22 protein-coding genes are annotated in these 25,361 nt (G+C 65.9%); 11 read left to right on the forward strand and 11 right to left on the reverse strand.

Annotated elements, in window-relative coordinates; translation table 11 throughout:
• Positions 1-1,495 (reverse strand): immunoglobulin-like domain-containing protein (locus QQK63_RS07120; RefSeq protein WP_284283190.1); only part of this gene is annotated, 1,495 nt, incomplete at its 3' end.
• An 821-nt stretch (positions 1,496-2,316) separates the two neighbouring features.
• On the opposite strand from QQK63_RS07120, the gene QQK63_RS07125 reads away from it, so the two are divergent.
• The 4 genes from QQK63_RS07125 to QQK63_RS07140 all read left to right on the forward strand — a co-directional run bounded on the left by QQK63_RS07125 (position 2,317) and on the right by QQK63_RS07140 (position 5,997).
• Entirely contained in the window at positions 2,317-2,994 is a 678-nt protein-coding gene (locus tag QQK63_RS07125; RefSeq protein ID WP_277823037.1) for a hypothetical protein, read from the forward strand.
• Positions 2,995-3,022: 28 nt separating this feature from the next.
• The gene (locus tag QQK63_RS07130) at positions 3,023-3,238 is read left to right on the forward strand and encodes a hypothetical protein (RefSeq protein WP_277823039.1); all 216 of its coding nucleotides are present in this window, start codon (positions 3,023-3,025) and stop codon (positions 3,236-3,238) included.
• Positions 3,235-3,486, forward strand: coding sequence for a hypothetical protein (locus tag QQK63_RS07135; RefSeq protein ID WP_277823041.1), 252 nt, complete (start codon positions 3,235-3,237; stop codon positions 3,484-3,486). Before QQK63_RS07130 ends, QQK63_RS07135 begins: the two co-directional genes overlap by 4 nt.
• Before the next feature lie 93 nt (positions 3,487-3,579).
• Positions 3,580-5,997 carry a hypothetical protein gene (locus tag QQK63_RS07140; RefSeq protein ID WP_277823044.1) on the forward strand — a complete coding sequence of 806 codons (2,418 nt, stop codon included), beginning with the start codon at positions 3,580-3,582 and terminating at the stop codon, positions 5,995-5,997.
• A gap of 31 nt (positions 5,998-6,028) precedes the next feature.
• Here QQK63_RS07140 and QQK63_RS07145 read toward each other — a convergent pair whose 3' ends face one another.
• On the reverse strand, positions 6,029-7,552 hold the full coding sequence (locus tag QQK63_RS07145) for a malonate--CoA ligase (RefSeq protein ID WP_277823046.1): 1,524 nt from the start codon (positions 7,550-7,552) through the stop codon (positions 6,029-6,031).
• A 37-nt stretch (positions 7,553-7,589) separates the two neighbouring features.
• Positions 7,590-8,288, reverse strand: a complete 699-nt coding sequence (locus QQK63_RS07150; protein WP_277823048.1) for a GntR family transcriptional regulator — start codon at positions 8,286-8,288, stop codon at positions 7,590-7,592.
• 111 nt (positions 8,289-8,399) lie between these two features.
• On the opposite strand from QQK63_RS07150, the gene QQK63_RS07155 reads away from it, so the two are divergent.
• The 4 genes from QQK63_RS07155 to QQK63_RS07170 are packed head-to-tail and all read left to right on the forward strand — an operon-like array spanning position 8,400 to position 12,178.
• Positions 8,400-9,629 (forward strand): CaiB/BaiF CoA transferase family protein, encoded by a 1,230-nt coding sequence (locus tag QQK63_RS07155; RefSeq protein WP_277823050.1) that lies wholly within the window; start codon positions 8,400-8,402, stop codon positions 9,627-9,629.
• 23 nt (positions 9,630-9,652) lie between these two features.
• Positions 9,653-10,438: an enoyl-CoA hydratase gene (locus tag QQK63_RS07160; protein WP_277823052.1), complete on the forward strand. Its 786-nt coding sequence runs from the start codon at positions 9,653-9,655 to the stop codon at positions 10,436-10,438.
• A gap of 1 nt (position 10,439) precedes the next feature.
• Complete coding sequence (locus tag QQK63_RS07165) at positions 10,440-10,895, forward strand: PaaI family thioesterase (RefSeq protein ID WP_277823054.1); 456 nt, start codon at positions 10,440-10,442, stop codon at positions 10,893-10,895.
• Between the two features lie 20 nt (positions 10,896-10,915).
• Positions 10,916-12,178 (forward strand): aminotransferase class V-fold PLP-dependent enzyme, encoded by a 1,263-nt coding sequence (locus QQK63_RS07170; protein WP_277823056.1) that lies wholly within the window; start codon positions 10,916-10,918, stop codon positions 12,176-12,178.
• Between the two features lie 18 nt (positions 12,179-12,196).
• Here QQK63_RS07170 and QQK63_RS07175 read toward each other — a convergent pair whose 3' ends face one another.
• From QQK63_RS07175 to QQK63_RS07195, 5 genes are all read right to left on the reverse strand, one after another.
• The gene (locus QQK63_RS07175; RefSeq protein WP_277823058.1) at positions 12,197-13,216 is read right to left on the reverse strand and encodes an Ldh family oxidoreductase; all 1,020 of its coding nucleotides are present in this window, start codon (positions 13,214-13,216) and stop codon (positions 12,197-12,199) included.
• Between the two features lie 4 nt (positions 13,217-13,220).
• Positions 13,221-14,744 carry a tripartite tricarboxylate transporter permease gene (locus QQK63_RS07180; protein ID WP_277823060.1) on the reverse strand — a complete coding sequence of 508 codons (1,524 nt, stop codon included), beginning with the start codon at positions 14,742-14,744 and terminating at the stop codon, positions 13,221-13,223.
• A gap of 28 nt (positions 14,745-14,772) precedes the next feature.
• The gene (locus QQK63_RS07185; protein ID WP_277823062.1) at positions 14,773-15,246 is read right to left on the reverse strand and encodes a tripartite tricarboxylate transporter TctB family protein; all 474 of its coding nucleotides are present in this window, start codon (positions 15,244-15,246) and stop codon (positions 14,773-14,775) included.
• 73 nt (positions 15,247-15,319) lie between these two features.
• Positions 15,320-16,300 carry a Bug family tripartite tricarboxylate transporter substrate binding protein gene (locus QQK63_RS07190; protein WP_277823064.1) on the reverse strand — a complete coding sequence of 327 codons (981 nt, stop codon included), beginning with the start codon at positions 16,298-16,300 and terminating at the stop codon, positions 15,320-15,322.
• Entirely contained in the window at positions 16,297-17,073 is a 777-nt protein-coding gene (locus QQK63_RS07195) for a GntR family transcriptional regulator (RefSeq protein ID WP_277823066.1), read from the reverse strand. The genes QQK63_RS07190 and QQK63_RS07195 overlap by 4 nt, the downstream gene beginning before the upstream one ends.
• 171 nt (positions 17,074-17,244) lie before the next feature.
• On the opposite strand from QQK63_RS07195, the gene QQK63_RS07200 reads away from it, so the two are divergent.
• The 3 genes from QQK63_RS07200 to QQK63_RS07210 all read left to right on the forward strand — a co-directional run bounded on the left by QQK63_RS07200 (position 17,245) and on the right by QQK63_RS07210 (position 20,541).
• Positions 17,245-17,985 (forward strand): SDR family NAD(P)-dependent oxidoreductase, encoded by a 741-nt coding sequence (locus QQK63_RS07200; protein WP_277823068.1) that lies wholly within the window; start codon positions 17,245-17,247, stop codon positions 17,983-17,985.
• Positions 17,986-17,998: 13 nt separating this feature from the next.
• Positions 17,999-19,060: an AbrB family transcriptional regulator gene (locus QQK63_RS07205; protein ID WP_277823070.1), complete on the forward strand. Its 1,062-nt coding sequence runs from the start codon at positions 17,999-18,001 to the stop codon at positions 19,058-19,060.
• A gap of 95 nt (positions 19,061-19,155) precedes the next feature.
• Entirely contained in the window at positions 19,156-20,541 is a 1,386-nt protein-coding gene (locus QQK63_RS07210; protein ID WP_277823072.1) for a M20/M25/M40 family metallo-hydrolase, read from the forward strand.
• Here the strand turns inward: QQK63_RS07210 and QQK63_RS07215 are convergent.
• From QQK63_RS07215 to QQK63_RS07225, 3 genes are all read right to left on the reverse strand, one after another.
• Entirely contained in the window at positions 20,493-21,053 is a 561-nt protein-coding gene (locus tag QQK63_RS07215; RefSeq protein ID WP_277823074.1) for a holin family protein, read from the reverse strand. The two genes, QQK63_RS07210 and QQK63_RS07215, sit on opposite strands and share 49 nt — an antisense overlap.
• Positions 21,044-21,655 carry a holin-associated N-acetylmuramidase gene (locus tag QQK63_RS07220; protein WP_277823076.1) on the reverse strand — a complete coding sequence of 204 codons (612 nt, stop codon included), beginning with the start codon at positions 21,653-21,655 and terminating at the stop codon, positions 21,044-21,046. Before QQK63_RS07220 ends, QQK63_RS07215 begins: the two co-directional genes overlap by 10 nt.
• A 130-nt stretch (positions 21,656-21,785) precedes the next feature.
• Positions 21,786-25,184 carry an indolepyruvate ferredoxin oxidoreductase family protein gene (locus tag QQK63_RS07225; RefSeq protein ID WP_277823077.1) on the reverse strand — a complete coding sequence of 1,133 codons (3,399 nt, stop codon included), beginning with the start codon at positions 25,182-25,184 and terminating at the stop codon, positions 21,786-21,788.
• Positions 25,185-25,361 lie beyond the last annotated feature (177 nt).

Here is a 25,361-nt window from a genome sequence, read left to right on the forward strand (position 1 = left end):
AGAGCACGACCTCGGAGCCGTCCACATAGACATCATCGCCCTGCGCCGCCACGCTGTAGCTCGCGCTCGTCGCACCCGCCGCGATCGTCACCGTCTCGCCATTGGAGAGCGTCACGACCAGATCATCGGCCAGCGCCTGGCTCACGCTCACCGTGAAGCTCGCGGCCTCCGCCTCGCTCACATCGCCATCGGCCGTGATCGACACCGTCACCGTGTCGATCGTGTCGCTCACCACGACGCTGACCGACGCCCCAGAAGTGTCCAGCGCCTCGTAATTCCCGCCGCTCGTCGACGTCACGCTGAAGCTCAGCGTGCCTGCATCGACCAGCCCATCCTCGGTATTGGGATTGGCGAAAGTGACCGAACCGCTCGTCTGACCCGCCGCAATCGTGATTGTCTGACCATTCGACAGCGTCAGCACCAGATCCGTGCCCGGCGCATTGTCGACATTCGCGGTGATCGTGATCGCCGAACCTTCGGAGACAGGATCGGCCGACAGCGTCACGCTGCTCGTCGTCTCGGTATCGCTCACCGCGACGCTGACCGTCGCGCCAGAGGTGTCGAGCGCCCGATAATTCCCGCCCGTGGTTCCCGTCACGCTGAAGCTCAGCGTACCCGCATCGACCAGTGCATCTTCGGTGTTGGGATTGGCAAAGGTGACGGAACCGCTCGTCTCGCGCGCTTCAATCGTGATCGTCTGACCATTCGACAGCGTCAGAACCAGATCCGTCAAAGGCGCGGCATCGACCCGCGCCAAAATCGTGATCGTGGAGCCCTCCGCGACCGTGTCCGCCCACAGCGTCACGCTCCCGGTCGGGCGGCCCGGAGTCGCGGGGGGTGCCTCCGGCGGGTTGGGCTGTTGCGAAGACGGATTATCCCGTTGCGGCCCCGCAGCGTTATCGCGCGGTGTCGAAGGAACCATATCGCCCGAGAACCGAACCACGTCGGCGGGGAATGCCGGCGCTGCGGGCTGAGCGGGTTGAGCCTGAGGTTCTCCCTGGCTACCCTGCGAACGCGCGCCACCAGGGCCGTTGCCTGGACCAGCCGCATTCGTCCGACCGCCACCTTCGTCGCCGCCACCGGCCGCACCGGGGACGTCGGGAAGATCGCCATCGCTCCCCCCCAGACCCTCGACAAAGACATTGCCTGGCTGGCCAAGCGACAATGACCCAAGGTTCAGCTCGCCTCCGATACCGCCCCCGCGTCCGTCGTCTTCGGTTTCGTCGGTATCGGATTCCTCTTCCTCAGCCCGCCTTCTGTTCGCGATCTTGCGCGTGTTCACGTCGGTTTCGCCACCGCGCCGGAAATCCGCAAGGCTTGGTGTATTGGGAGCCTCGGGCGAAATGGCATCCTCGCCGGACGAGCCCGCTTCACCCTCGAATTCGGGGAGGTCCTGATCGCCGACATCCTGTAGCGACGTGAGCTGATCGAAGATATTGCCTTCGGACTGATTTTCTTCGCCCGGGCTGGTATCTTTCTTATCGTCGTCGGCCATAAAGATTTCCTAAAAAAACCCGAGTGAAAGTCCATAATAATTAACATGCACAAGGGCATTTCGAAAGATCACTCTATTTGGCTCTTGTGCGATGGGAACTTATCCAAGGCGCATATAAAAAAACTAAAGTTGATTTATTGGACGGCCGTATGCGATCTCATTCGGCCGCGATTTTCGACACCAAGCAGCCCGAAAATCCCGCCCGAACATCACCGATCGACGCGCGGATGGAGGCCCGACTCGTCCTAAGGTTTCGTCGCCCCGGCGCCCCGCATCCCATCCCCACCCATCGGGCGCCCGACCGCGATCGATGCTCGCACGCGCATGCCCACCATTGCGGTCCACCTGCCGGCCCTGGCCCGCCCCGCGGGGGCCAAAACCCTAGGGGTTGTTGCCGTTTGCCCACGACTCGAGCAAATATTGATGTTTTTTCGCTTGAAATCACACGTCATCGTTTCCTAGAAAGAGCCCGTTCGCTATCGATAGTGCAGCTTCCGTAATTCGGGTCGTGACGATGTGATGAGTGTTCTGGGTCTCCAAGTCGTGACGACCACGTGCGATGCCCCCGCGCGACCGGTTGTTTCGTCGCGTGCTGTGCGCGAACGGGCGGACATCGCGCCTCCGCATCGGGCTGTCGCGCGCCAGTTTTTTCCACAAGATCGCTCGGCAACGCAGCCCCCTGCAGGATGGCGTCATTGGGCACGGCGGCGCGCTCGATCGGCCGAACCGGATCCCGATTTGCAGCCGGCTGCCCGATCCCGGGCAGGTGTATCAATTCTGGCCAGCGAGCGCGCCCGGCCCCAACAAGAAACAAGAGTTCCATGAAACGAGCCGCTTGCCTGATCGTCGCCACCTTGGTCCTCGCCTCTGCCTGCACACCCACCTCCGGGGCGCTCACATCCGAGGCGGCGGAACCCGCGGTCGGCGTGGCGCAAGCCGATGCAACGGCGCTGCTGGCAGAACGGCGCGCCGAATACGACGAGGTATTTGAACAGGCGCGCGCGCAAGGTTTTTTCGCGGGTGCGCTGCGAGGGATCGTTCTGGGCGCGTTAATCGACGGAGAGCGCGGGGCCGTGATCGGCGCGGCGCTGGGGGCGGCCTTCGGCACGGCTTATTCCGTGACCGCCGCCGAACAATTGCTGCAAGAGCGGGAGGAATTCCTGAACCGACAGCAGATCATCGAAAACATTCTGGAGGCATCGCGCGACGCCACAGCGCGCACCGCCGAAGATGCGGAACTGGTCAGCCGTGCGGTGACGCAATACGCAACGCCCGCCGCCCCCCTCGATGCCGAAACCCGCGGTGACGTGACCCGCTCCATCGCCACCGTGCGCCAAGCCGTCGAGATGCGCGCCATGCTGATCACCGAATTGCTCGAGGAAACCGCGCTGTCGCCCGAGGAGCAGGCCGAGGTGCGGGCCGAGATCGAGCGCCAGCGCGACGCGCTGCGCGTGATCCGGGCCCAACAAGAAGTGTGGAGCGCGCAAAGCAATGGTTGATTTCGCGACCCGGGGCACTGCCCCCCGCATGACACTTCGCAAGGCGAACCGACTGGCCGCACTCACGCTCGTTGCGGCGGGGCTGGGCGGTTGCGCGGCCTTCATGCCGGTCGAGGACGCCTGCGAGATGGCGAACCGAGAGGCGAGCTTTCCGGTGCTGATGCAGAACAGCATGCTGAATGTCTACAACATGTGCCTAGAACACATGAGGCAAGAAATCGTGACCGAATGGGGCGAGCAATGAAAACAAGAAAAATGATGGTGCTTGTGCTGTTGGGGTTTCTCGCGTCCTGCGGAAATTTCGACATCCTTGCACCGCACAATACAGGCCAGGATTTAACCGCAATCTCCCATGTCGATACACCGCCCTCGCTTGAGGGGCAGGCAGGTGACGTGGAATTCCTTCTCGATGAAGATGTTTTCACGGTCGAACGCAGCCGGAACATCCTGCTCATCGCGATCGCCCTGTATCTTCCGTTTTTGTTGCTCTGATCCAGCCTCTCGGGGCCATGGGTTCGGGACGATGAACCGAGGTGAGATAAAACAGGACGCGGCGGAATTCCGTCGCGCCGAAAGGGCGTTGCGATGCAGATTCAGGGAAGACTTCACTTCAGCCGGGACGATGTGACCTGCGTTCCGGTCGATCCGGCCCTGTCGGCTTACACCGACCGGCTGGCTTTCGACGAGGAAGCGCTGGCGTTCAGGATCCGCCTTTTCGGCGCGCGGGTCAGCAAAGGTGGGCCTGCCGCCTGTGTGGCCCTGGTCCTGCCCCGCGACCTTGTGCTGTGCAGCGCCGACACGCCGGGTGGCGTGCCGGAAAGCCAGACCGAGGATTTCGACGGCGCAGGCGCCTTCGACCTTCACGTCGTCACCACCGGCCCGGTGGATCGTCCCTATCGCATCGCGGTCGAACGCTTGGTGATCGACGAGGTGATCGCCTTCGCCCGCTCCTTCGGCCTCTATCCGGTCGAGGTGGTGATCCCCACACCGGATTCAGAGGACACCGTCACCCTGCCGATCGAGAATGACCAGCCCCTTCCCGACGGCGTGGCTGCGGTCCGCGCGCCGGGCCATAGGGATGGTGTGATCGCCGAAATGCCCGAAGCGCTGCGCCGTGAGCTGCTCAAGCGGCAAATGCAGCAGGACCGCCAATCGCCCCGCGCACGGCGATCATGGTCCATATCGACGCTGATCCCGGGCCGCGCCGTGCTGGGTCAGGCAATGGCTCCTGCTGCGGCGACACGCCTTGTGTCCGCGGTCTCCGAAATCCTCGTGCCCTTGGTCGACACCCGTAGCGCGCCGGCGCCGGAAACGGAGGCTGTCGGCGCGGCACCGGCTCGGGCGATCATGCCCGAGGGCAATGACGATGCGCCGCTTGCCTCGCGGAACCCGCAGCCGTCGGAACCAGCACCTGTTACCGTGCAAATGGACACGGCGGTCGCAAAAGCACCGCCTGCCCCCACAGCAGAGCAGATCGCGGACCGGACCTCCGTTGAGATATCCCCCACCCCCACCACTGTCCCAATCGTCGTCCCGACACCCATCGCCACCCCTATCGCCCCAGCCGCCGTGACCGGCACACCCGCCGGGCTCGCGTTGCGCGCAACCATCCATCGCGCCCGGATACGGGTCGTGGCCCTGTCCGGTCGCCTTTCGGCCCGGATGCGGGCGACTGGTCGGCGTGTGACGGCCGTCCCGGCCGAAATGGGGCGCAGTCTGCGCCGGTTCGCGCGGCCCATGCTCGCCCGCTTCTCCCACCTCGATTGGCACCGCTTCGCGCGGCCCGCGCCCTTGGCCGTCGCGGGCATTTTCGGCATTCTCGCCGTTGTGGGTCATGTGCTGACGGACCGTCTTGGCCCGCAAAGCGCCGCGCCAGTGATCCTGACGTCCAATTCCCCGGACGTCCCAAGCATTGCCCCGATCCCGCAGCTTGCGCCACTCGCCGTCGCAACGGAAACCCTCAACGCCTCGGCGCGCCCCGCCGCGATATCGCCCGGGCGGGTCACGGCCAGCGATCCTGCGGACAGTCCGGTCGCGCCTACGGCCTCTCCCGCGGAAACACCTATCCTTGTAACCCAATCGGCCTCCGCGGCGCATGGGCGGCGAAGCGTAACACCCGAACCGCTCAGCATCACACCACGGCACCCTGTCCGGCCTGACGCCACGCTCGCCGCCGCGCCCACGGCTTGGATGGACCCCGCCCCGATGCGGTCCGCCGCGGCCTTTCCCGCGATGCCGGAGACGGAGATGCTGACAGGGATGGCGCTTACCGCTGCGGCACCGCCACCTGCACCCACACCGCGCGCCCTTCCGCAGGCGGCAGAAACAGCCCTGCCCGCAGCAGAGCCTTCTCTGTCAGAACCCCCGCCCGCGCCCATTCTCCTCACAGAGCCCGCATCAGGGCCCGTGCTGCCAGACCCCGAACCCGCCCCGGTTCAGACAGCAAACACTGCCACATCGCTCGTCTTGACCGCTTCAGCCGCGCCCGCTCCGGCCATCACCCTCGCGCCTCGCATCGCGGACCGGGTGGCGCCCCGCCCACGGCCGGTCACTCCCCCCCTCGCCGCGCGCGCGGAAAACCCTGCACCGCCGCCACAGGACTTGGCCACGCCCGCCCCAGTCGTTTCTGCGGCCCCGCCAGATGTGGTAGCCGCAGCCCAACCGACGCAGCGTCCCGTAGCCCGTCCCGCGACTTTGCAAGCGGGCAACACGATCCCCAGCCCTGTCCCGGCCGTGACCCTCGCCTCCGCCCCGGCACCCGCGGCAGAGCCGCCCACCGCGCGGCTCGAGGTCATCGCGCCCAACGGTCCCTCCAGTCTCGAGGTTCTGGCGATCGTGGGCACGGGCACGGCACGTCAGGCGCTGGTCCGCACCGGGCCAAGCCAGACAGCAGTGCTGGTCCCGGGGGCACGCCTGGCATCCTGGCAGGTGGTCGAGGTGCGCCGCAACGGCGTCGTGTTGACCCGCGCCGGGAACGAGGGCTTCTTGCCCTTCGACCGCTGAAACCGGGCGCGCGGTCACACCGCGCGCGCCCTCACCCGGCCTTTTGCTGGAACACCCCGGCAAAGCGCTGGCGCAATTCGGCCTTCTGCACCTTGCCCATCGTGTTGCGCGGCAGCGCCTCCATCACCACGACATGGCGCGGACGTTTGAAGCCCGCCAGATCCGCGCGCACGGCCGCATCGATCGCGGCAAGGTCGATGGTCTCGCCCGCCTCGGCCACAAGAACGGCCACGACGCTTTCCCCGAAATCGGGATGCGGCGCACCGATGACCGCGCTTTCAAGGACACCGGGCTGATCGTCCAGAAACAGCTCGATCTCCTTGGGATAGATGTTGTAGCCGCCCGAAATGATCAGGTCCTTGCCGCGCCCGACGATGGTGACATAGCCGTCCGCGTCGATCCGGGCGAGATCGCCGGTGATGAACCAGCCATCCTCCTGTAATTCCTCGCGCGTTTTCTCGGGCATCTGCCAGTAGCCCTTGAACACGTTGCGGCCGCGCACATGCAACATGCCGATTTCGCCCTTGGGCACTTCGGCACGGGTTTCGGGGTCGCAGACCCGCAGCTCCACCCCCGGCAAGGGCAAGCCCACGGTCCCCGCCCGCCTGTCGCCCTCGTAGGGGTTCGAGGTGTTCATCGAGGTCTCCGTCATCCCGTAGCGCTCCAGGATCCGGTGGCCGGTCCGCGCCTCGAAAGCCTTGTGCGTTTCGGCCAGCAGCGGCGCGGAGCCTGACACGAACAACCGCATATGCGCCGTCAGATCGCGGTCAAACCGGGGATCGTCCAGAAGACGGGTGTAGAAGGTCGGCACACCCATCATGGTCGTGGCCTTCGGCAACAGGCGCAGGACAGATTCCAGCTCGAATTTCGGCAAGAAAATCAACGCGCCACCTGCCAGCAGCGTCACGTTGGTGGCCACGAACAACCCATGCGCGTGGAAAATCGGCAAGGCATGGAGCAGCACATCGTCTTCGCTGAACCGCCAGCACTCGACCAGCGCCTGCGCATTCGACAACAGGTTGCCCTGCGTCAGCATCGCGCCCTTGGACCGGCCCGTGGTGCCGGAGGTGTACAGCAGCGCCGCAAGATCATCGAGCGCGCGGGGTACGGCCGCAAACCCGTCGGGCTGTCCGGCGGCCAGATCGCTCAGGCTGCCCGTACCATCGGCCCCCAGCGTCTTGAGCACCGCGCCGACAGCGGCGGCGATCGGCGCCATCTCGTCCGCCTCGCCCGGGTCACAGACGAACAGCGACGCGCCACTGTCGCCCACGAAATAGTCCAGCTCCTTGGCCGTGTAGGCAGTGTTGAGCGGCAAGAACACGACACCGGCCTTGATGCAGGCAGCATAAAGCGCAAGCGCCTGCGGCGATTTCTCGACATGGACCGCCACCCGGTCACCGGGGCCTACCCCGAGGCTTGCCAGCGCATTCGCCGTGCGGTCCGCCATGGACAGAAACTGCGCATAGCTCACGCCCGCCCCATCGGGCAGGTGCAAGAACACCTTGTCCGAGCCCTCGTGCGGGGCGAACAGCGCGTCATGCAACGGATTTGTCATCTTTCTGGTCCCTCGTTCAGGTCCGGCCCGCGCCACCTCAGACGGCGGTGGCGGGCGCTACGTCGATCATCGTGGTGTAGCGGGCGAAACCGCCGGTGATATGGTCGAGGGCGGCCAGCCGCGCGGCTTCGGCATCGGCGTTGGCAACGGCGCGCACGATCCGGTCATGTTCCTCGATGGACTTGGCGATATTGGTCGCCACCGACAGGCCCTTGCGCCGGAACAGGTGCATTTCCTTGACCAGGTTGTCATAGATGACCTTGGCCTTGGGATTGCCCGCACCCTGCAACAGTAGGTCGTGAAACTCGATGTTGAGCGCGTAGTAGCGCGCCGTATCCATCTTGGCGTGAACCGCGCGCATCTGGTCGAGGTTGCGGTCGAGCGCCGCGACAAGCTTTGCCTCCATCCCCGCCCCCACCCGGCGCGCGGCCGCGGCACAGGCCATGCCGAAGATCGCGCCGCGCAATTCGTAGAGGTTGCGCACCTCGTCCAGCGTGGTCTCGTGAACGAAGGCCCCCCGGTTGGCGATCAGGTCGATCAGCCCGCTGTCGGCCAACGACCGGATCGCCTCACGCACCGTGCCGCGGCTCACGCCCATGGCATTGGACAGCGCCAGCTCGTTCAGCTTCTCGCCCGCGGCCAGTTCGCCGTCGACGATCATCCGCTCGATCTCGCCCCGCACCTCGACCGCCAGCGTCGCCCGCCTCGGCCCGATGGATTTCGCTCCGTTCATCATGCGCGCACCTGACCTTTCGCGTCATATTTTGTCAACAATTAACATTTTTATTGTCATGGATCAGCAGATGACATACATCACTTTATAGAACGACACCAAGGGGGAGAGCGCATGACACCGCCGTCCGGACAGACCGCAGCACGCGAGGCAGACGAGGCCGGAACCGCCCCCGCCAGCACCGCCCTTCAGGGCTTGCGCGTACTGGATCTGACGCGGGTACGCTCGGGCCCGACCTGTGTGCGCCAACTCGCCGACTGGGGCGCCGATGTCATCAAGATCGAAGCCCCGGTGGACGAGGCGCAGTTTGGCGGCCCCCGCCATGGTCCCGATTTCCAGAACCTGCACCGCAACAAGCGCTCGCTCACGCTCGACCTCAAATCCCCCGCCGGTCTCGAGGCGTTCAAGCGGCTTGCGGATACCGCCGACATCATCGTGGAAAACTTCCGCCCCGGCGTGAAGTCGCGGCTCGGCATCGATTACGACAGCCTGAGCAAGACCAACCCCAGCCTTATCTACGCCTCGATTTCCGGCTTCGGGCAGGATGGCCCGCTGGCCGACCGCCCGGGCTTCGACCAGATCGCGCAAGGTATGGGTGGCCTCATGTCGATCACGGGCGAACCGGGCAGCGGCCCGATGCGTGTGGGCATTCCGATCGCCGATCTTTGCGCGGGGCTCTTCGCGGCCCAAGGCATCCTGATCGCGCTGTTCGAGCGTCAGCAATCGGGCCGTGGCCAATGGGTGCAGACCTCGCTGTTGCAGGCTCAGGTCTTCATGCTCGATTTTCAGGCCGCGCGCTGGCTGATGGATGGCGTCGTGCCAAAGCAAGCCGGCAACAACCACCCCACCACGATCCCCACCGGCGTCTTCAAGACCAGCGATGGGCACATGAACATCGCCGTGACCGGCAATGTGATCTGGGGCAAGTTCTGCGACGTGATGGGCCGCCCCGACTGGAAAGACGACGCGCGCTACGCCAGCGCCAGCGCCCGGTCAGAACACCGCCATGCCCTGAACGCCGAGATCGAGGCGATCACCGCGACCCGGTCCACCGCCGACTGGATCGATGCCTTCAACGATGCGGGCGTCCCGGCGGGCGAGATCAACGATATCAGCCAAGTCTTCGCCAATCCGCAGGTCCGCCACCTCGACCTTGCCCAGCCCGTCGTCAGCCAGGAACGGGGCGAGACCGAACTGGTGGGCCAACCCATCATCATGAGCCGCACACCCAGCCATATCGCCAAGCCCCCGCCGCTGGCCGGACAGCATACCGCCGAGATCCTGACCGAGGTGGGCTATTCCGAGGCCGAGATCGCCGAAATGAAGGCCGCAGGGGCCATCTGAAAGACCAAAGGGACAGACAGACCATGACCGACAAGATCCTGACCGAGCAGAGCGGCGACATCGCCCGGATCATCTTCAACCAGCCCGAAAAGCGCAACGCCGTCTCGCTCGAGATGTGGGAAGCGGTCGAGGCTGCCATGATCCGGTTTCAGGCCGACCCTTCGGTGCGTATCCTGATCCTGTCGGGCGCGGGTGGCAAAGCCTTCGTCTCGGGCGCCGATATCTCGAAATTCGAAAGCGAACGCGCCAGCGAAGAGGGCGTGGCCCGTTACAACGCTACGACCAAGCGCGTCTATGACATGGTCGAAGCCTTCCCCAAACCCACCATCGCCCAGATCGACGGCTTCTGCGTCGGCGGCGGCGTGGCTTTGGCGCTGTGCTGTGATCTGCGCATCTGCGGCGAGGGTTCGCAATTCGCCGTCCCGGCGGCAAAGCTTGGGCTTGGCTACGGCTTCCCCGGCATCAGGCGGTTGGTCGACGTGGTCGGCCCCTCCTTTGCCAAGGAAATCTTCTTCACCGCCCGCCGTTTCACCGCCGAGGAAGCGCGGGTGATGGGCCTCGTGAACCGCGTGGTGCCCGATGACAAGGTGGGCGAAACCGCGCTCGAAACCGCGCAGATGATCGCGGAAAACGCGCCGATGACAGTCGCCTCGGTCAAATACATCGTAAGCCAGACCGTCACCCCCGAAAGCCAGCGCGATCTGGCTGAATGCGATGCGCGCGTGAAGGCCTGCTTCGACAGTCAGGATTATATCGAGGGCCGCCGCGCCTTCATGGAAAAGCGCAAGCCGAACTTCATCGGCGCCTGAGATGGCCGGCAAGATCGATCAAGCCAGCGCCTCCGCGCGCCTCAAGGATGCACTCGACACCCATGAACAGGTGTTCGAACGCTTCTTTCTGGCGCGCTTTCTCGACCTGTCCTTTGCCTACCTGCCCGAGGCGGCGGACGATCCTGACAAGGAGATCTGCCGCCTGACCTTTCCGATGACCGATCTCCTGCGCAACCCGCAGGGCGCGCTGCACGGGGGCATCATGGCCAGCGCCATGGATATTTCCATGGGCCATCTGGTGGCCAAGGTCGCGGGCCCCGGCGCGACCATCGAGATGAAGGTGCAATTCCTGCGCCCCGTTATGGGTGGCACCGTGACCGTGGAGGGCAGCTTTACCCGGCGCGGCCGTAGCCTGTCCTTCATGGAAAGCAAGCTGTTCGCCGAGGATGGCAAACTGGCGGCGCACGCCACCGCGACATGGAAAATGCCCGGCTGAGAGTTGAAGGAGACCCCGAAATGCTGACCGAAAAACCCGGCCTGATCGAGGCCGTACGCGAGCGTTTCGCCCATGTCGACACCTGCCCGTTCGAAGGACCGCGGGTGTTTTTCGAAAACGCGGGCGGCGCGCTGACGCTGAAATCGGTCGTGGACACCTCGGCCAAATTCGCGGCCATTCCCGACAATCAGGGCCGCGACAACCCGGCCGCCCATGCTCTCGTCGCCCTTATCGACAAGGCCAAGGCGGATATGCGCGTCTTCTTCAACGCGCCGCAGGGCCAGTTCTTCGTCGGCGAAAGCGGCACGGAACTCCTGTTCCGTCTGATCCGCACCGCCATCGTGGGGACCGCTCCGGGCCGGGTCCTCGGCTCCACTCTCGAACATCCCGCCACTCGCAGCGCCGCGCATCATTGGGCCGAAGTAGCGGGCAAGCCGCATGTGCTGGTGGCCCATGACGACGCCACGGGCTGCGTGACCGCCGACGCCTATCTCCCTGAAATTACACCCGATACACGGGTTGCCACGATCCTGCACACCTCGCCCGTGACCGGCATGGGCACCGATGTGGCCAGCATCGCCCGCGCCATCCGCAAGGTCGCGCCAGACTGCATCATCATCGTCGACGGCATCCAGCACGCGGCCCATGGGCGGCTCGACATCGACAGCTACGACATCGACGGCTATGTGGTCTCCCCCTACAAGGTGTTCTCCCGCCACGGCTACGGTGTGGCGTGGGTCAGCGACAGGCTCCACGCAATCCGCCACGAACACCTGATCGACGCGCCCGGCAACCCGTGGGAATTCGGCACCCGCGACACCGGCGCCTACGTGACCTTTTCCGACGTGGTCGATTACTTCGACTGGCTGGGGGGCGAGGTCTCCGACGAAACCGACCGCCGCGCGCGCATCGTGGCGGCGGGTGAAGCGATCCACGCCCACGAGGCGCATCTGGTCCAGGCCATGCTGCATGGCACCGGCAACCTGAAAGGGCTGGCCGAATTGCCCGGCGTCACCATCATCGGCGGTCTCGACAATCCAAGGCGCGAGGGGCTCGTGTCCCTGACCGTTGACGGTATCGACGCGCCCGATGTGGTCACGGCGCTGCGCCATCGCGGCATCCGCACCCACACCCGCAAGGCCGATCATTATTCGGGCAACATCCTGACGCCGCTCGGGATGGGCAGTGCGGTGCGCGTGTCCATGTGCCACTACAATTCCGAGGCCGAGGTGGCGCAATTCCTTCAGGCGATGCGCGAGATCACCGAGGGTGCTGCCGCCTGACGGGCTCCGGCGGGCGTTTCAACCCGCCGCCAGTTCCAATTCGTTCAACAGGCCCGCCGACAGGTCGATCCCCATGACCCGCGCCCGCCTGAGCGACGCGATGGCCCGCGCGCCGGGCAGGCGCGGGGCGGCGCCCCCCGGCACGGGCGGCACTGCCCCCACGATCCCTGCCGCATGGTCGAGCCTTCGGGCGAAATCCTCGGGCGGCATCAGCCGCGTGGCATCGATGACGAGGATCATCTGCCCCACATCGGGCCGCCGCGACGGATCGGCATGGTTGTCGCCCACATCGCTCAGCATCGCCGCACCAGCCAGCCCGGCCGCCATAAGGTCCAGCGTCACGGCCAGTGCCGCGCCCTTGCGCCCGCCGATGGCCTGCAACACGCCCTTGAGCGCCGCGCGCGGATCCGTTGTGGGCCGCCCCTCGGCATCCAGCGCCCAAGCTTCGGGAATGGTCTCCCCCCGCTCCGCCGCGCCACGCAGCTTCGACCGCGCCGCCACCGACAGCGCCATGTCTAGGATCACATGCCGCCCCCCGGCATGGGGCAGGCCGATCCCCGTCGGCGCATTGCCCACCGCGACGCCGCGCCCGCCCGGTGGGGCCAGCATCGGCGCACTATTGGCCGTGATGAAACTGGCGAAACCCTGTTCGGCGGCGATGAAGCCCAGGGGCGCGATGGCTCCGAAATGCGTGGCGTTGCGCAGGAAACAGGCCGCTACCCCGGTCTCGCGCGCCGCCTCCATCGTGCGGGCCAGCGCCATTTGCACCACGCCCGCGCCCAAGCCTGCGCCCGCATCGCCCTGAAGCAGCGCAGGTGCCAAGGCCGTGATCGTGGGCACGGCCTCCGCATCGATCCCCCCCGCCGCGATCCGCCCGAGGTAGGAGGTGACGCGCGACAGGCCATGGGTCGTGATCCCCATCATCTCGGTCAAGGTCAGATGCAGCGCCGCCGCCTCGGCCACCTCGGCGCACACCCCCCCACGCGCAAAGGCGCGGGCGACCAACGCCCGCGCCTCCTGTTCCGTCAGAACCGGCATGGCGTCAGCCGCCCGCCTTCTCGGCCTTGCCGGCCCCCGATCCGATCCGCCCCAAAAGCGGCAACAACACCAAAAGCGCAGCCGTGACGCAGATGATCCAGACCGATGCCGGCCGGTCGAGGAAGATCCCGAAAGACCCGCGCGAGATCGTCATCGTCTGGCGCAACGCCTCCTCGGCAAGCGGTCCAAGAACCAGCGCGAGAACGAGGGCTGCGGGCGAGAAGCCGTAAAGGCGCATGAAAAAGCCCACGATCCCTGCCGCGAACATCAGGTACAGCTCGATGAAACTTGCGTGGACGGTAAAGGTCCCCAGCGCACAGATCACCACGATGCAGGGGCCAAGGATGCGATAGGGCACCTTGATGATCTGCACGAAGAGCGGGATGGCAAAGATCGAAATCGCCAGAAGGACCATGTTGCCCAGATACATCGACGCGATCAGACCCCAAGCCATTTCCGGGTTCTGCTCCATGAACAGCGGGCCGGGCCGCAGCCCCCACAGCAGGAAGGCCGCAAGCAAGACGGCGGTCGAGGCAGAGCCCGGAATACCCAGCGTCAACAGCGGGATCATCGCGCCCGAAGAGGCGGCGTTGTTCGCCGTCTCGGGCGCGACCAGACCCGCCATCTCGCCCTTGCCGAAGCGTTCGGGATGCTTGGACAGCGAGCGTTCGGTGGAATAGGCCATCAGCGAGGCGATGGTCGCCCCCGCGCCGGGGATCACCCCCACGACAAAGCCCAGAACCGACCCGCGCAGCATCGTCCAGCGCGTCGAGATGTAATCCTCCGCCGTGGGCCAGAACCTCTGTTCCTTGCTATATTGCACAAGACCACCCGACCCGTGCCGGTGCATCCCCGAATAGAAGGCATAGAAGAGCTCGCCCAAGCCAAACAGACCGATGGCGATGGGAATGAAATAGATGCCGCCGATCAACTCGGCCGAGCCGAAGGTATAGCGCCCTTGCCCCGTCTCGAGATCGACGCCGACAGTCCCCAGCGCAAAGCCGATCAGCGCCGAGATCACGCCCAGTTTCCAGTTCGAGCCGATCATGACGAGGAGCGTCAGCATCCCCATCATGGCGAGCAGGAAATATTCCGGCGGCCCGAAGCTGCGCGAGACCTGCGAAAACATCGGCGCAAGGATAGTGATCAGGATCACGCCCACCGTGCCGCCCACGAAAGACGCCACGGCCTGCATCACCAGCGCGGGCCCCGCGCGCCCGTTCTTGGCCAGCGGATAGCCGTCGAAGGTCGAGGCGACCGTCGCACTTTCGCCCGGCGTGTTGAGCAGGATCGAGGTGATCGTGCCGCCATACATCGACCCATAATAGATCGCGGCCAGCATCATGATCGCGCCCACCGGATCCATGCCGAAGGTGATCGGCAACAAGATCGCAAGGCCGGCGGATGGGCCAAAGCCGGGGATCACGCCCACGATCATCCCCACCATCGCGCCGATCAGCAGGTAGAGCAGGTTGATCGGGGTGATGGCGATGGACAGGCCCATCACGAGATCGGAAAAGATGTCCATTTCTGGCTCCCTGGGACGGTCGAAACCGTCAGAACGGCAGATCGATGAGGGCGGGCGGCATGTTGGCGTTCAGCACCCGGTCGAACAACAGGTAGACGCAAGCGGGAAAGATGATCGCCACAAGCGCGTTTTGCAGATGCCTGCCGGGGTTCAGCAGCGCCAGCGCAAGCCCGAGGTACAGGACCGTGGACACGAGGCCCCCGAACAGCCGGATCAGCACGGCATAGCCAAGCGCCATGGCCACCAGCAGCACGAAATCGCGCCACCGCCCGTCGGGCGCGTCATCGGCCCCCGGCGCGCCCCCGGCGTTCACCCGCGCCCTGTCGCGCAGGGCGTCGAGGATGGCCAACAGCGTCATGGCCACCATGGTCAGCCCGACGATGCGCGGAAAGAACCCCGGACCCAACCGACCCGTCCGCGTCATGAAGTTCAGATCGGCAAAGGCGATGTAGCTGTAAAAGATCGCCGCGCCCAGAACCGCGACCAGAAAGACGATGCGCATATCCACCCCGATGCATCAGAAGAAACGGGGGCCGAGCGCGCGATCCGCGCCCGGCCCTTCAGGATCGCAACCCTTACTGGATCGCGCCGACCGAGCGCAGCACCTCGGCAAAGCCGTTTTGCGTGTTGCTCAGGAAGGTGCGGAACTCCTCACCGTACAGAACGGTGGGGGTCAGGGTGTTGTTCTCGATGTAGGCGGCCCATTCCGGCGTCTCGACCACGCGCTGCATGGTTTCGATCCAGAACTGCTGTGCTTCCGCCGGGGCATCGGGCGGCAGGATCAGGCCGCGCGGCATCGACACGCCGATGTCGTGGCCCACGTCGCCCATCGTCGGCACCCCTTCGAGAGCCGCCGGGGTGGACGCGCCCGAATAGACCAGCGCGCGCAGATCGCCGCTGTCGATCAGGCCCAGGATCTCGCCCGGGTTGCCGACCATGGCATCCACCGATTCCGACAAAAGGGCGGTGGTCTGATCCGCCATCGAGTTGAACGAAACATATTCGAATTCGAACCCTGCCGCCTGTGCAAACAGCGTCGGCACGATGAAGTCGACGTTCACCGTGCCGGTGCCCGCGATCGTGATCGGGTTGGCCTGCGCATAGGCGATGAATTCGTCGATGTTCTGGATCTCGGACGACCCGTTGACCACCAGCACGAGATCATCGGTCGCCAAGAGCGCCACGGGCGTGAAATCTGCGGGTTCCCATGGCGTGTCGGCCTGCAGCGGCGTCGTGACGAAACTGCCCGAGGTGGTCGAGATGCCATAGCCCGATCCCGACTGGCCGAACAGGTAACCCCAGCCCACGGCCCCCGAACCGCCCGCGCGGTTCTCGACCGCGATATCGCCGGGGTAGAGGTCATAGGTGTTCAGAATGTCGACGATGGTCCGCGCCATGATATCGTTGCCGCCACCGGGGCCAAACGCGATGGTCCAATCCAGCGTCTGGCCCGGGTCGGGGTATTCCTGCGCGATGGCAGGCGTGGCCACCGCAAGCGGTGCGGCCAGCGCAAGCGTCATCGCACCAAGGCGCAGTGTCGTGTCGAAGTTGGTCATGTGATCCTCCCTAGATCGGTTTTCGGTTCCACGGCCCGCCCCTCTCCCGGGGCTGGATCCGCATGACCGGCCTGAGCGTGGCACGCGCCCCTCTCCTGCCGGAGCCTGTCGAGCAGCCTTTGCTTGCCGCTCGCGTGATGCGCGGCACCTGCCACCCGCGCACCCTCCCCATCGCCCGCGACGATCGCCTCCACGATCCGGGCGTGTTCCCTGTAGGATTGCCGCAAGGCTTCCGGGCCGGTCAGCACCTTCAGCCGCATCAACCGCACTTCCTTGCCGAGCGAGACATAGAGCGCGCGGGCGCGGGGCAATGCCGCTGCCTCCGCGATCCGGTCGTGAAAGGAAAGGTTGAGGTCGAAATAGGTCGCCTCGTCACCCGCCTCCATCGCGCGTCCCATCGCGGCGTGGAAGTCCTCCAACTCCGCCGCGACCGCTGCATCCCCCCGCTCCGCCACGGCGGCGCACAGGTAGCCCGCGATCATCGCCCGCAGGTCGTAAAGCTCCAGCCCATCTTGCGGCGACAGGCGGCGCACATACACGCCCTCGTTCGCGACGGCCTCCACCAGCCCCTCGCGCTCCAGCGACCGCGCGGCCTCCCGCACGGGGCCACGGCTGACCCCCAACTGCTCGGCCAGCGCCGCCTCGTTCAGCCGCTCTCCCGCCGCGATCTCGCCCACCAGGATCATCTCTTCCAGCGCATCGCGCACCTCGAGCACAAGCGGACGCTGCCGCCGCCGCGCAAGGGATTCCCGGATGTCATGCTTCAGATCCATGGCCGTAGATCAGGCCACGAATTGTAGATTGTCAACAATATTCTGTTGAATACCCCGCCGCGCAGGAGTACCGAAAGACCGCGCCACCCTTGGCCACAAGGTCCGGCGCAGCGGGGGCAAGCCACCGCCAAGACATTGATTTCATGACTGCTTCACGGGGGAGACGACGCGATGAGCGACAAGGTTCTGACAGGCAAGACCGCCTTCGTTTCGGGATCGGGCCAGAATATCGGGCGCGCCGTCGCCCTGCGTCTGGCCGAACTGGGCTGCAATGTCGTGGTCAACGGCTCAAGCAACGTCACCGCCTGCGAGGAAACCGCAAGCCTCATCCGCGCGACCGGGGCAGAGGCGCTCGTGGCCATGGGCGACATGGCCCGCGCCGAAGATGTGGCCCATATCAGCGCCGCCGCCCTCGACCGCTTCGGGACCATCGACATCCTCGTCAACAACGCCGCCCGGCGCCCCCACAAACCCTTCCTCGAAATGACCGAGGACGATTGGCACGGCGTCGTCGACGTGGCGCTGACCGGGGCCTACCGGACGGCGCGGGCCTTTCTGCCCGGCATGGTCGACCGCAAATGGGGCCGCATCATCAATTTCGCCGGGATGAAAGCCATCCGTGGCTATTTCGAGGGCGCGCCGATCTCGGCGGCCAAACATGGCGTCTGGGGCCTGACCAAGGCGCTCTCGACCGAATTCGCGCCCCATGGCATCACCGCCAACGTGATCTCGCCCGGCCAGATCCGCGCCGATACCGCAACGGCCGACGACCCCAAGCGCACCGCCACGATCCCCGCGGGCTTCATGGGCCAGCCGGGTGACATCGCCTCCGTCGCAGGTTTCCTCGCCACGCCCGAGGCGCGCTTCGTCACCGGCCAGATGATCGCCGTGAACGGCGGAGAACAGACCTGAGGGAACGCGCACGATGCGCCGCTTGTCGCTTGGCCCCAAGGCCCCACGCCTTGTCCTGACCATCGCCATCGGCCTCGTCGGCACCGGCCTCTTCCACGCGCTCACCCTGCCCCTGCCCTTCCTCCTCGGGCCGCTCTTCGCCTGCCTTGTCGCTGCGCTTGCGGGTGTGCCGGTCCGCGACGCGGGCGTGACAGGCAAGGTGATGCGCACCATTCTCGGCGTCGCCATCGGGGCCTCCATCACCCCAGACCTCGTCGCCCGCCTGCCGCAGATGGCGATCACTCTGGCCATGGTGCCGCTCTATGTCGTGACCATCGCGGCCATCGGCGTGCCGTTCTTCCGCCGGTTCTACGGCTACGATCTTCCCACCGCATGGTATGCCGCCATGCCCGGGGGGCTCGCCGACATGACCCTCTTCGGGCAGGAGGCCGGGGCGAATGTCCGCAGTCTGACGCTTGTCCACGCCACCCGCGTGATCGTCATCGTCATGGCCACGCCCTTCCTGCTCGTCCATCTCTTCGATGCAGCCCTCGACAATCCCATCGGCGCGCCCGCCAGTTCCCTGCCGCCGCATGAACTGGCCATCATGGTCGTCGCGGCCCTTCTGGGCTGGAAAGGGGCAGAGCGTATCGGGCTTTTCGGCGCCCCGATCATCGGCCCCATGGTTCTGACCGCTGCCCTGTCGCTTGCCGACATCATCCATGTCCGCCCGCCCGCCGAGGCGATCCTTGCCGCGCAATTCTTCATCGGCCTCGGCCTCGGCGCGGGCTATGTCGGCATCACCATGGCCGAGGTGCGCCGCGATGTGGTGGCGGGCCTCCTCTTCGTGGTGATCGTGGCAGGCATGGCCGCACTCTTCACCGAGGCGATCATCCTCTTCGGCCTCGCCCCGCCGCTTGACGGCTTTCTCGCCTTCGTGCCCGCAGGACAGGCGGAAATGGCGATCCTCGCCATCGTCGTGGGCGCGGATCTGGGCTATGTCGTCCTGCACCATGTCGCCCGCGTCTTCCTCATCATCCTCGGTGCTCCGGTCGCGGCCCGCCTTCTGGGCATCCGCAAGCGGCGCACGCCCTGAAAAGCGCTGCCACGGCAACAAACCGTCGCCCCGCCCCATGTTGCCAGCCCCGCGCCCCGGCCCTATCAAGAGCGCGCCTGCCAGAAAGGACCATCATGCTCGACGCTACCGCCCGCGACGCCGCCGTCACCCTTGCCCGCAGCCTCGCCGCGGATGATGCCTTTCGCGGGGCCTTGGCCGACCTGATCGCCTTTCCCACCGATTCCAAATCCCCCGACGCGCCGCTGCACGCCTATCTCGCCCATGTCGCGCAGGGATTCACCGCCATGGGCTTCCAAACCCAGGGCTTCACCTCCGAAGGTCGCCCCTTCCTCCTCGCCAGCCGCATCGAAGGCACCGACCGCCCCACCATCCTCGGCTACGCCCATGGCGACACGGTCCCCGCCATGACCGGCCAATGGGCCGAAAACCGCGACCCCTGGACCCTGACCGAAGACGCCGCCACGGGCCGCTGGTACGGACGCGGCATCGCCGACAACAAGGGGCAGATGCTCGTCAACATGACTGCGATGCAGGCGGTTCTCGCCGCGCGCGGGGCCTTGGGCTTCAACACCCATGTCATCATCGAGATGGGCGAGGAAATCGGCTCTCCCGGCCTCGCCAAGCTCTGTGGAACGCTCAAGGCCCGGATCACGCCCGATCTGCTCGTCGCCTCCGACGGACCGCGCCTTGCCGCAGACCAACCCACGATCTTTCTGGGCGCGCGCGGCGGCGCCACCTTCCGCCTGCGCCTGAAACGGCGCGAGGGCGGGCGGCATTCGGGCAATTTCGGCGGCGCCTTGCGCAATCCCGCCCTCGAGCTTGCCCATGCGCTCTCCACCATCGCCACGCGCCACGGCGCGCTCCAGGTGCCGGGCTGGGTTCCCGCGGGCGTGCCCCAAGCGGCGCGCGATGCCCTTGCCGGTCTTACCCCGGCAGGGGGCGAGGTCGACGCCGATTGGGGCGCCGAGGGGCTTACCCCCGCCGAACGCATCCATGCCTGGAATTCGGCCGAAATCCTCGCCTTTTCCGCCGGCAACATCGCCCAGCCCGTCAACGCCATCCCCGATCAGGCCGAGGCGGTGGTGCAATTGCGCTATGTGCCCGGCATCGATGACACCAAGCTGGAAGAGGCGCTGCGCGCCCATCTCGACGCTATGGGCCATCCCGATGTCACCATCACCCGCGAAGGATCACAATTCCGCGCCTCCGCCACGCCGGTCGACCACCCGGCTGCGCGCTTCGCGGCCGCTTCGCTTGCGCGCACCCACGGGTCCGCGCCCGTGGTTCTGCCCTCGCTTGGCGGCTCGCTCCCCAATGACATCTTCACGGAAATCCTCGGCATTCCCACCGTCTGGGTGCCCCATTCCTACCCGGGATGCTCGCAGCATGCCCCGAACGAACACCTGCCCCACGCGATCTTCCCCGAGGCGGTGGGCCTGATGGCGGGCCTTTACTGGGACATGGGCGAGGTCTCGCGCGCCGAATTGCTCGCGGGCTGATCCGCCCCGTTCCTCCACGCCGACAGCGCAGGATTGAGCGCCACGGGATCTTCGGCAGGCGCCTGCCGCAGACCGCCGCGCCGCAACAGCCCGCTGGCCCGAGCGGCCAGATGCGGCGCGCCGCGCGTGTAATGCAATTCCCGCGCGCCGAAATAGAAACTGACGATGGCCCCAAGCAGCCACCAAAGCGGCTCCGGCACCGCCTCCAGTCCGACCATGCGCCGGGCAAATCCCGCAGGGTCCACCATCGCATAGACAAACAGCCCAAGGGTTCCCAAGGCCAGCATCGGGCGCGGCAAACGGTTCACCCCGTTGATCGCCCGGTCGAACAGGCCCGGCCCGGCATGCTGGAATTCCGCCGCCGCCGTCTCCATCGTGGCGCGGTGGATCTCCGCATCCAGTTCCATCGCCCGCGTCGCATTGGCGACGAACACCTCCGACAATCCCTGCGCCGCCTCCCCGATGGCGCCTGCCGCCTGCCCCACGCCCATGGCCCGCCCGATCAACCCCATGCCGCCACCCTTGCCCGATGCTCCGCCTCGCTCAGATGATAGCGCGGCGCGATGAAGCTTTCGGCCCGCGTGATCCAACCGCCCTTTCCGCCATCGCGCCGCCTTGCGTATTTCCGGCTCGCAGGCCGCCGGTCGGCCAACGCATAGTAGAAATTCCGCCGCGCAATCCCATAGGCATCGACCAGATGCCCCGGCGCCATCTCCATCGCCACCTCCGCGGCCCGCGCCGTCTGCGGCCCGATCACCCCGTCGACGGCGATCTCAAGCCCCATGTCGCGCAGCAGCCGTTGCAAGATCTTCACCGCCTGCGCCCCGGCATTGACCTGCATGTCAAAGACCGAAGCCTGCAAGGCCTCGGGCAGCAGCCCGATCCCGGGCCGCTCGAAATAGTCCCGCATGAAAATCTCGACAGCCTGCTCCCGGCTGATCCGCCGAACATCGGCGGCATCCACATCCCCGTCCCGGTCCAGATCCAGCCCCAGATGCCGCGCGGTATGGATCGTCACCCCGAACTTCGTCGGACCCCCGGGATCGTCCGGGTCATTCACATAGCCCCCTTCGCGCGCCACGATGTCTTCCGCGATGGATCGAACCGACAGCATGGGTTCGCCCCTCCCTGCTCCGGTTTCGATGCGCCCAGACTAGGCTCTCACCCCTAACAACCCGTTAAGAGCCTTCTCTGTTTCAAAAATATCCCGGGGGAGTCGCCAAAGGCGATGGGGGCAGAGCCCCCTATTCCGCCGCCGCCGCCAGTTCAGGCCCCGCCCGCAACCGCGTCAGGATCTCCTCCCGCCGCACGGCGGCTTTCGCGGCATTGGCCTCCTTCACCGGGCCAAAGCCCCGGATCTGCAGCGGCAGTTCGGCCAGCGCCACCAGCGCATCGGGATCGACCGCACCGGCTTTCGGCAGCCATTCGGCCATGTCGGCCTCATATTGCGCGATCAAGGCCCTCTCCATCCGCCGCTCCGCGGTATGCCCGAAGGGGTTTACCAATGTCCCGCGCAGCACCTTCATCTTCGCCAGAACCGGGTAAAGCCGCATGATCCAAGCGCCGAATTCCCGCTTCTTCGGCCGGCCCGCGCCATCCCGCCCCGGCAAGAGCGGCGGGGCCAGGTGGAATTTCATCCTGAAATCCCCCTCGAAACTGTCGCGCGCCTTGGCCTCGGTCGCCAGATGCAGCCGCGCCACCTCGAATTCATCCTTGTAGGCCAGAACCTTGTGATAGCCTTTCGCGACCGCTTCTTGCAGGCGCCGATCGGCGATGCTCTCCACCATGCGCAGATAGCGCCGCGCCAACCGCGGGCCTTGGTAGGCCGTCAGGTGATCGGCGCGGAACGCGATCTTTTCCTCAAGCGACTTGGGCTTTTCCACGACCTCCGCCGACACCATGCGCCGCGCCGCCTCCGGGTTCAGCGCCGCCCAGCGTCCCATATCGAAGGCCTGCGCATTGCGCTCCACCGCCGCGCCATTCAGCACGATGGCCTGCGAAATCGCCTCGTGGCTGAGCGGGATCAACCCCATCTGCCAGGCCGCGCCAAAGACCATCATGTTGGAATAGATCGAATCCCCCAACAGGATGCGCGACAATTCGGTGGCGTCGAACACCGCCAGCCGATCTTGCAATCTTGCGGCAAGCGCGATCTGCAACTCCTTGCCCGGAATGCGGAATTCCGTGTCCCTTGTGAAATCGCCGGTGATGATCTCGTGGCTGTTGACCGCAGCCCCGGTCTGGCCCGTCCACATCAGGCCCAGCGTCTTGGCCCCTCCCGTCACCACCAGATCGCCGCCGATGACGGCATGGGCCTCGCCCAATCCAACGCGGATGGCCGAAATATCCTCGGGCCGCTCGGCCAGACGCAGATGGATCCAGACGGCACCACCCTTTTGCGCCAATCCCGCCATCTCGATCATGCCGACGCCCTTGCCGTCGATCTGCGCTGCCTGCGCCATCACCGCCCCGATCGTCACCACACCCGTGCCGCCCACGCCCGTGACCAGCACGTTATGGGTGCCAGCGATGGCGGGCAAAACTGGCGCGGGCAGATCCGACAGATCCACCGCCGCCGTCGCCTGCTTGCGGATCTTCGCCCCCTCCAGCGTCACAAAACTGGGGCAGAAGCCCTTGAGGCAGCTGAAATCCTTGTTGCACGACGATTGGTCGATGGCGCGTTTGCGGCCCAGCTCCGTCTCCACCGGCACGATGGACACGCAATTCGACTGCACGCCGCAATCGCCGCAGCCCTCGCAGACATCGGTGTTGATGAAGACGCGCCGATCCGGATCGGGGAACTTGCCGCGCTTCCTTCGCCGCCGCTTCTCCGCCGCACAGGTCTGGACATAGATGATCGCCGAAACGCCCTCGATCTCCTGAAACCGCTCCTGCACCGCCATCAGGTCGTCGCGCGGGTGCTTTTCCAGCCCCGCAGGATAGGCCGACCAATCGATCTCTTCCTTGGGATCATGGATCAGCGCGATATGCCTGACACCCATCGCCTGCACCTCGCGCGCGATCCGCGCCGGGTCCAGATCGCCCTCGTTGTGCTGGCCGCCCGTCATGGCGACGGCATCGTTGAACAGGATCTTGTAGGTGATGTTCGCCTTGGCCGCGACAGCGGCCCGGATGGCCAGAATGCCGGAATGGTTGTAGGTCCCCTCGCCGAGGTTCTGGAACACATGCTTGCGCGTCGAAAACGGCGCCTCCCCGATCCAGTTCGCGCCCTCGCCGCCCATATGGGTAAAGGCCTCGGTGTTGCGGTCCATCCATTTCACCATGAAATGGCAGCCGATCCCGGCCCCGCCCCGCGCGCCGTCAGGCAGGCGGGTGCTGGTATTGTGCGGACAGCCCGAACAGAACCACGGGGTGCGCGCGGCCAGATCGGGCGCATTGCCCGCCCGTGCGGCTTCCTCGACCCGCGCCAAGCCTGCCCAGATCCGGTCGGTATCGCGCCCCTCTTCGATCAGGATGCGCCCCAGCTTCATGGCGATATCGGCAGGGTCGAGCGCGAAATGCGCCGGAAACAGGCTTTCCGCCCCCTTGCGCTGGCCATAGACACGCCGCCCCCGGCGGTCGTCGAAAATCGCTTCCTTGACCTGCACTTCGATCAGCTTGCGCTTTTCCTCGACGACGACGATCAGGTCCAGACCCTCGGCCCATCGGGAAAAGCCCGTCATGTCCAACGGCCAGACCTGCCCGACCTTGTAGGTCGTCACCCCCAACCGCTCGGCCTCCGCCCCGTCGATGCCCAAGGTCGCCATGGCAGACATCAGGTCCAGCCAGTTCTTGCCTGCGGCGACAAACCCGATCTTGGCCCCGGCCTTGCCATGCACCCGCCGGTCGATGCCGTTGGCATGGGCAAAGGCTTCGGCGGCGTAGCGCTTGTGCTCGACCAGCCGTTCCTCCTGCGGGATCCAGTGATCGCCCAGGCGGATGTTCAACCCGCCCTCGGGCATGGGGAAATCGGGCAGAACGAATTGCATCCGGTCCGCGCTGCCATCGACCACCGCCGTCGCCTCGACCGTGTCCTTCATGGTCTTCAGACCGACCCAGACACCCGCAAACCGGCTGAGCGCATAGCCATAAAGTCCGTAATCGAGAATTTCCTGCACGCCCGCCGGGCTGATCACCGGCATATGCGCATCGACCAACGCCCAATCCGATTGGTGGCACACGGTCGAGCTTTCGCCGGTGTGGTCGTCGCCCATTGCCATCAGCACGCCACCATGGCGCGATGTGCCCGCCATGTTCACATGGCGCATCACGTCGCCCGACCGGTCCACGCCCGGACCCTTGCCGTACCACAGGCCGAAAACCCCGTCGAACCGCCCCTCGCCGCGCAATTCGGCCTGCTGGCTACCCCACAGCGCGGTGGCCGCCAGATCCTCGTTCAATCCCGGCTGGAACAGGATATCGGCGGCTTCCAGATGCTTTTTCGCTCGCGCCATCTGCATGTCGACCGCCCCAAGCGGCGATCCGCGATAGCCCGTGACCAACCCCGCCGTGTTCAGCCCCGCCGCCCGGTCGCGCGCCTTTTGCACCAGCATCAACCGCACCAGCGCCTGCGTCCCGTTCAACAGAACCGGCGATTTCGTCAGATCGAACCGGTCCTCCAGCGATACTTGCTGCACCCCCATGGCGTGCCCTCCCGTGCTGGCCGTGGTCGTTGTATATGCGACGAAGTATAGGTCATTAATGTTGACCTGTCGACGCTTTTTCGGGCAGTGGGTGCCCTTGGGTCATGAAACCATTGGAACTCCGTGATAAAGGTCTTTGCAAGCGCTTTGGGGGATTGCATAGATACGCAGCGGCGA

This window comes from Roseicyclus marinus (assembly GCF_030163795.1).
Classification (GTDB): Bacteria; Pseudomonadota; Alphaproteobacteria; order Rhodobacterales; family Rhodobacteraceae; genus Roseicyclus; species Roseicyclus marinus.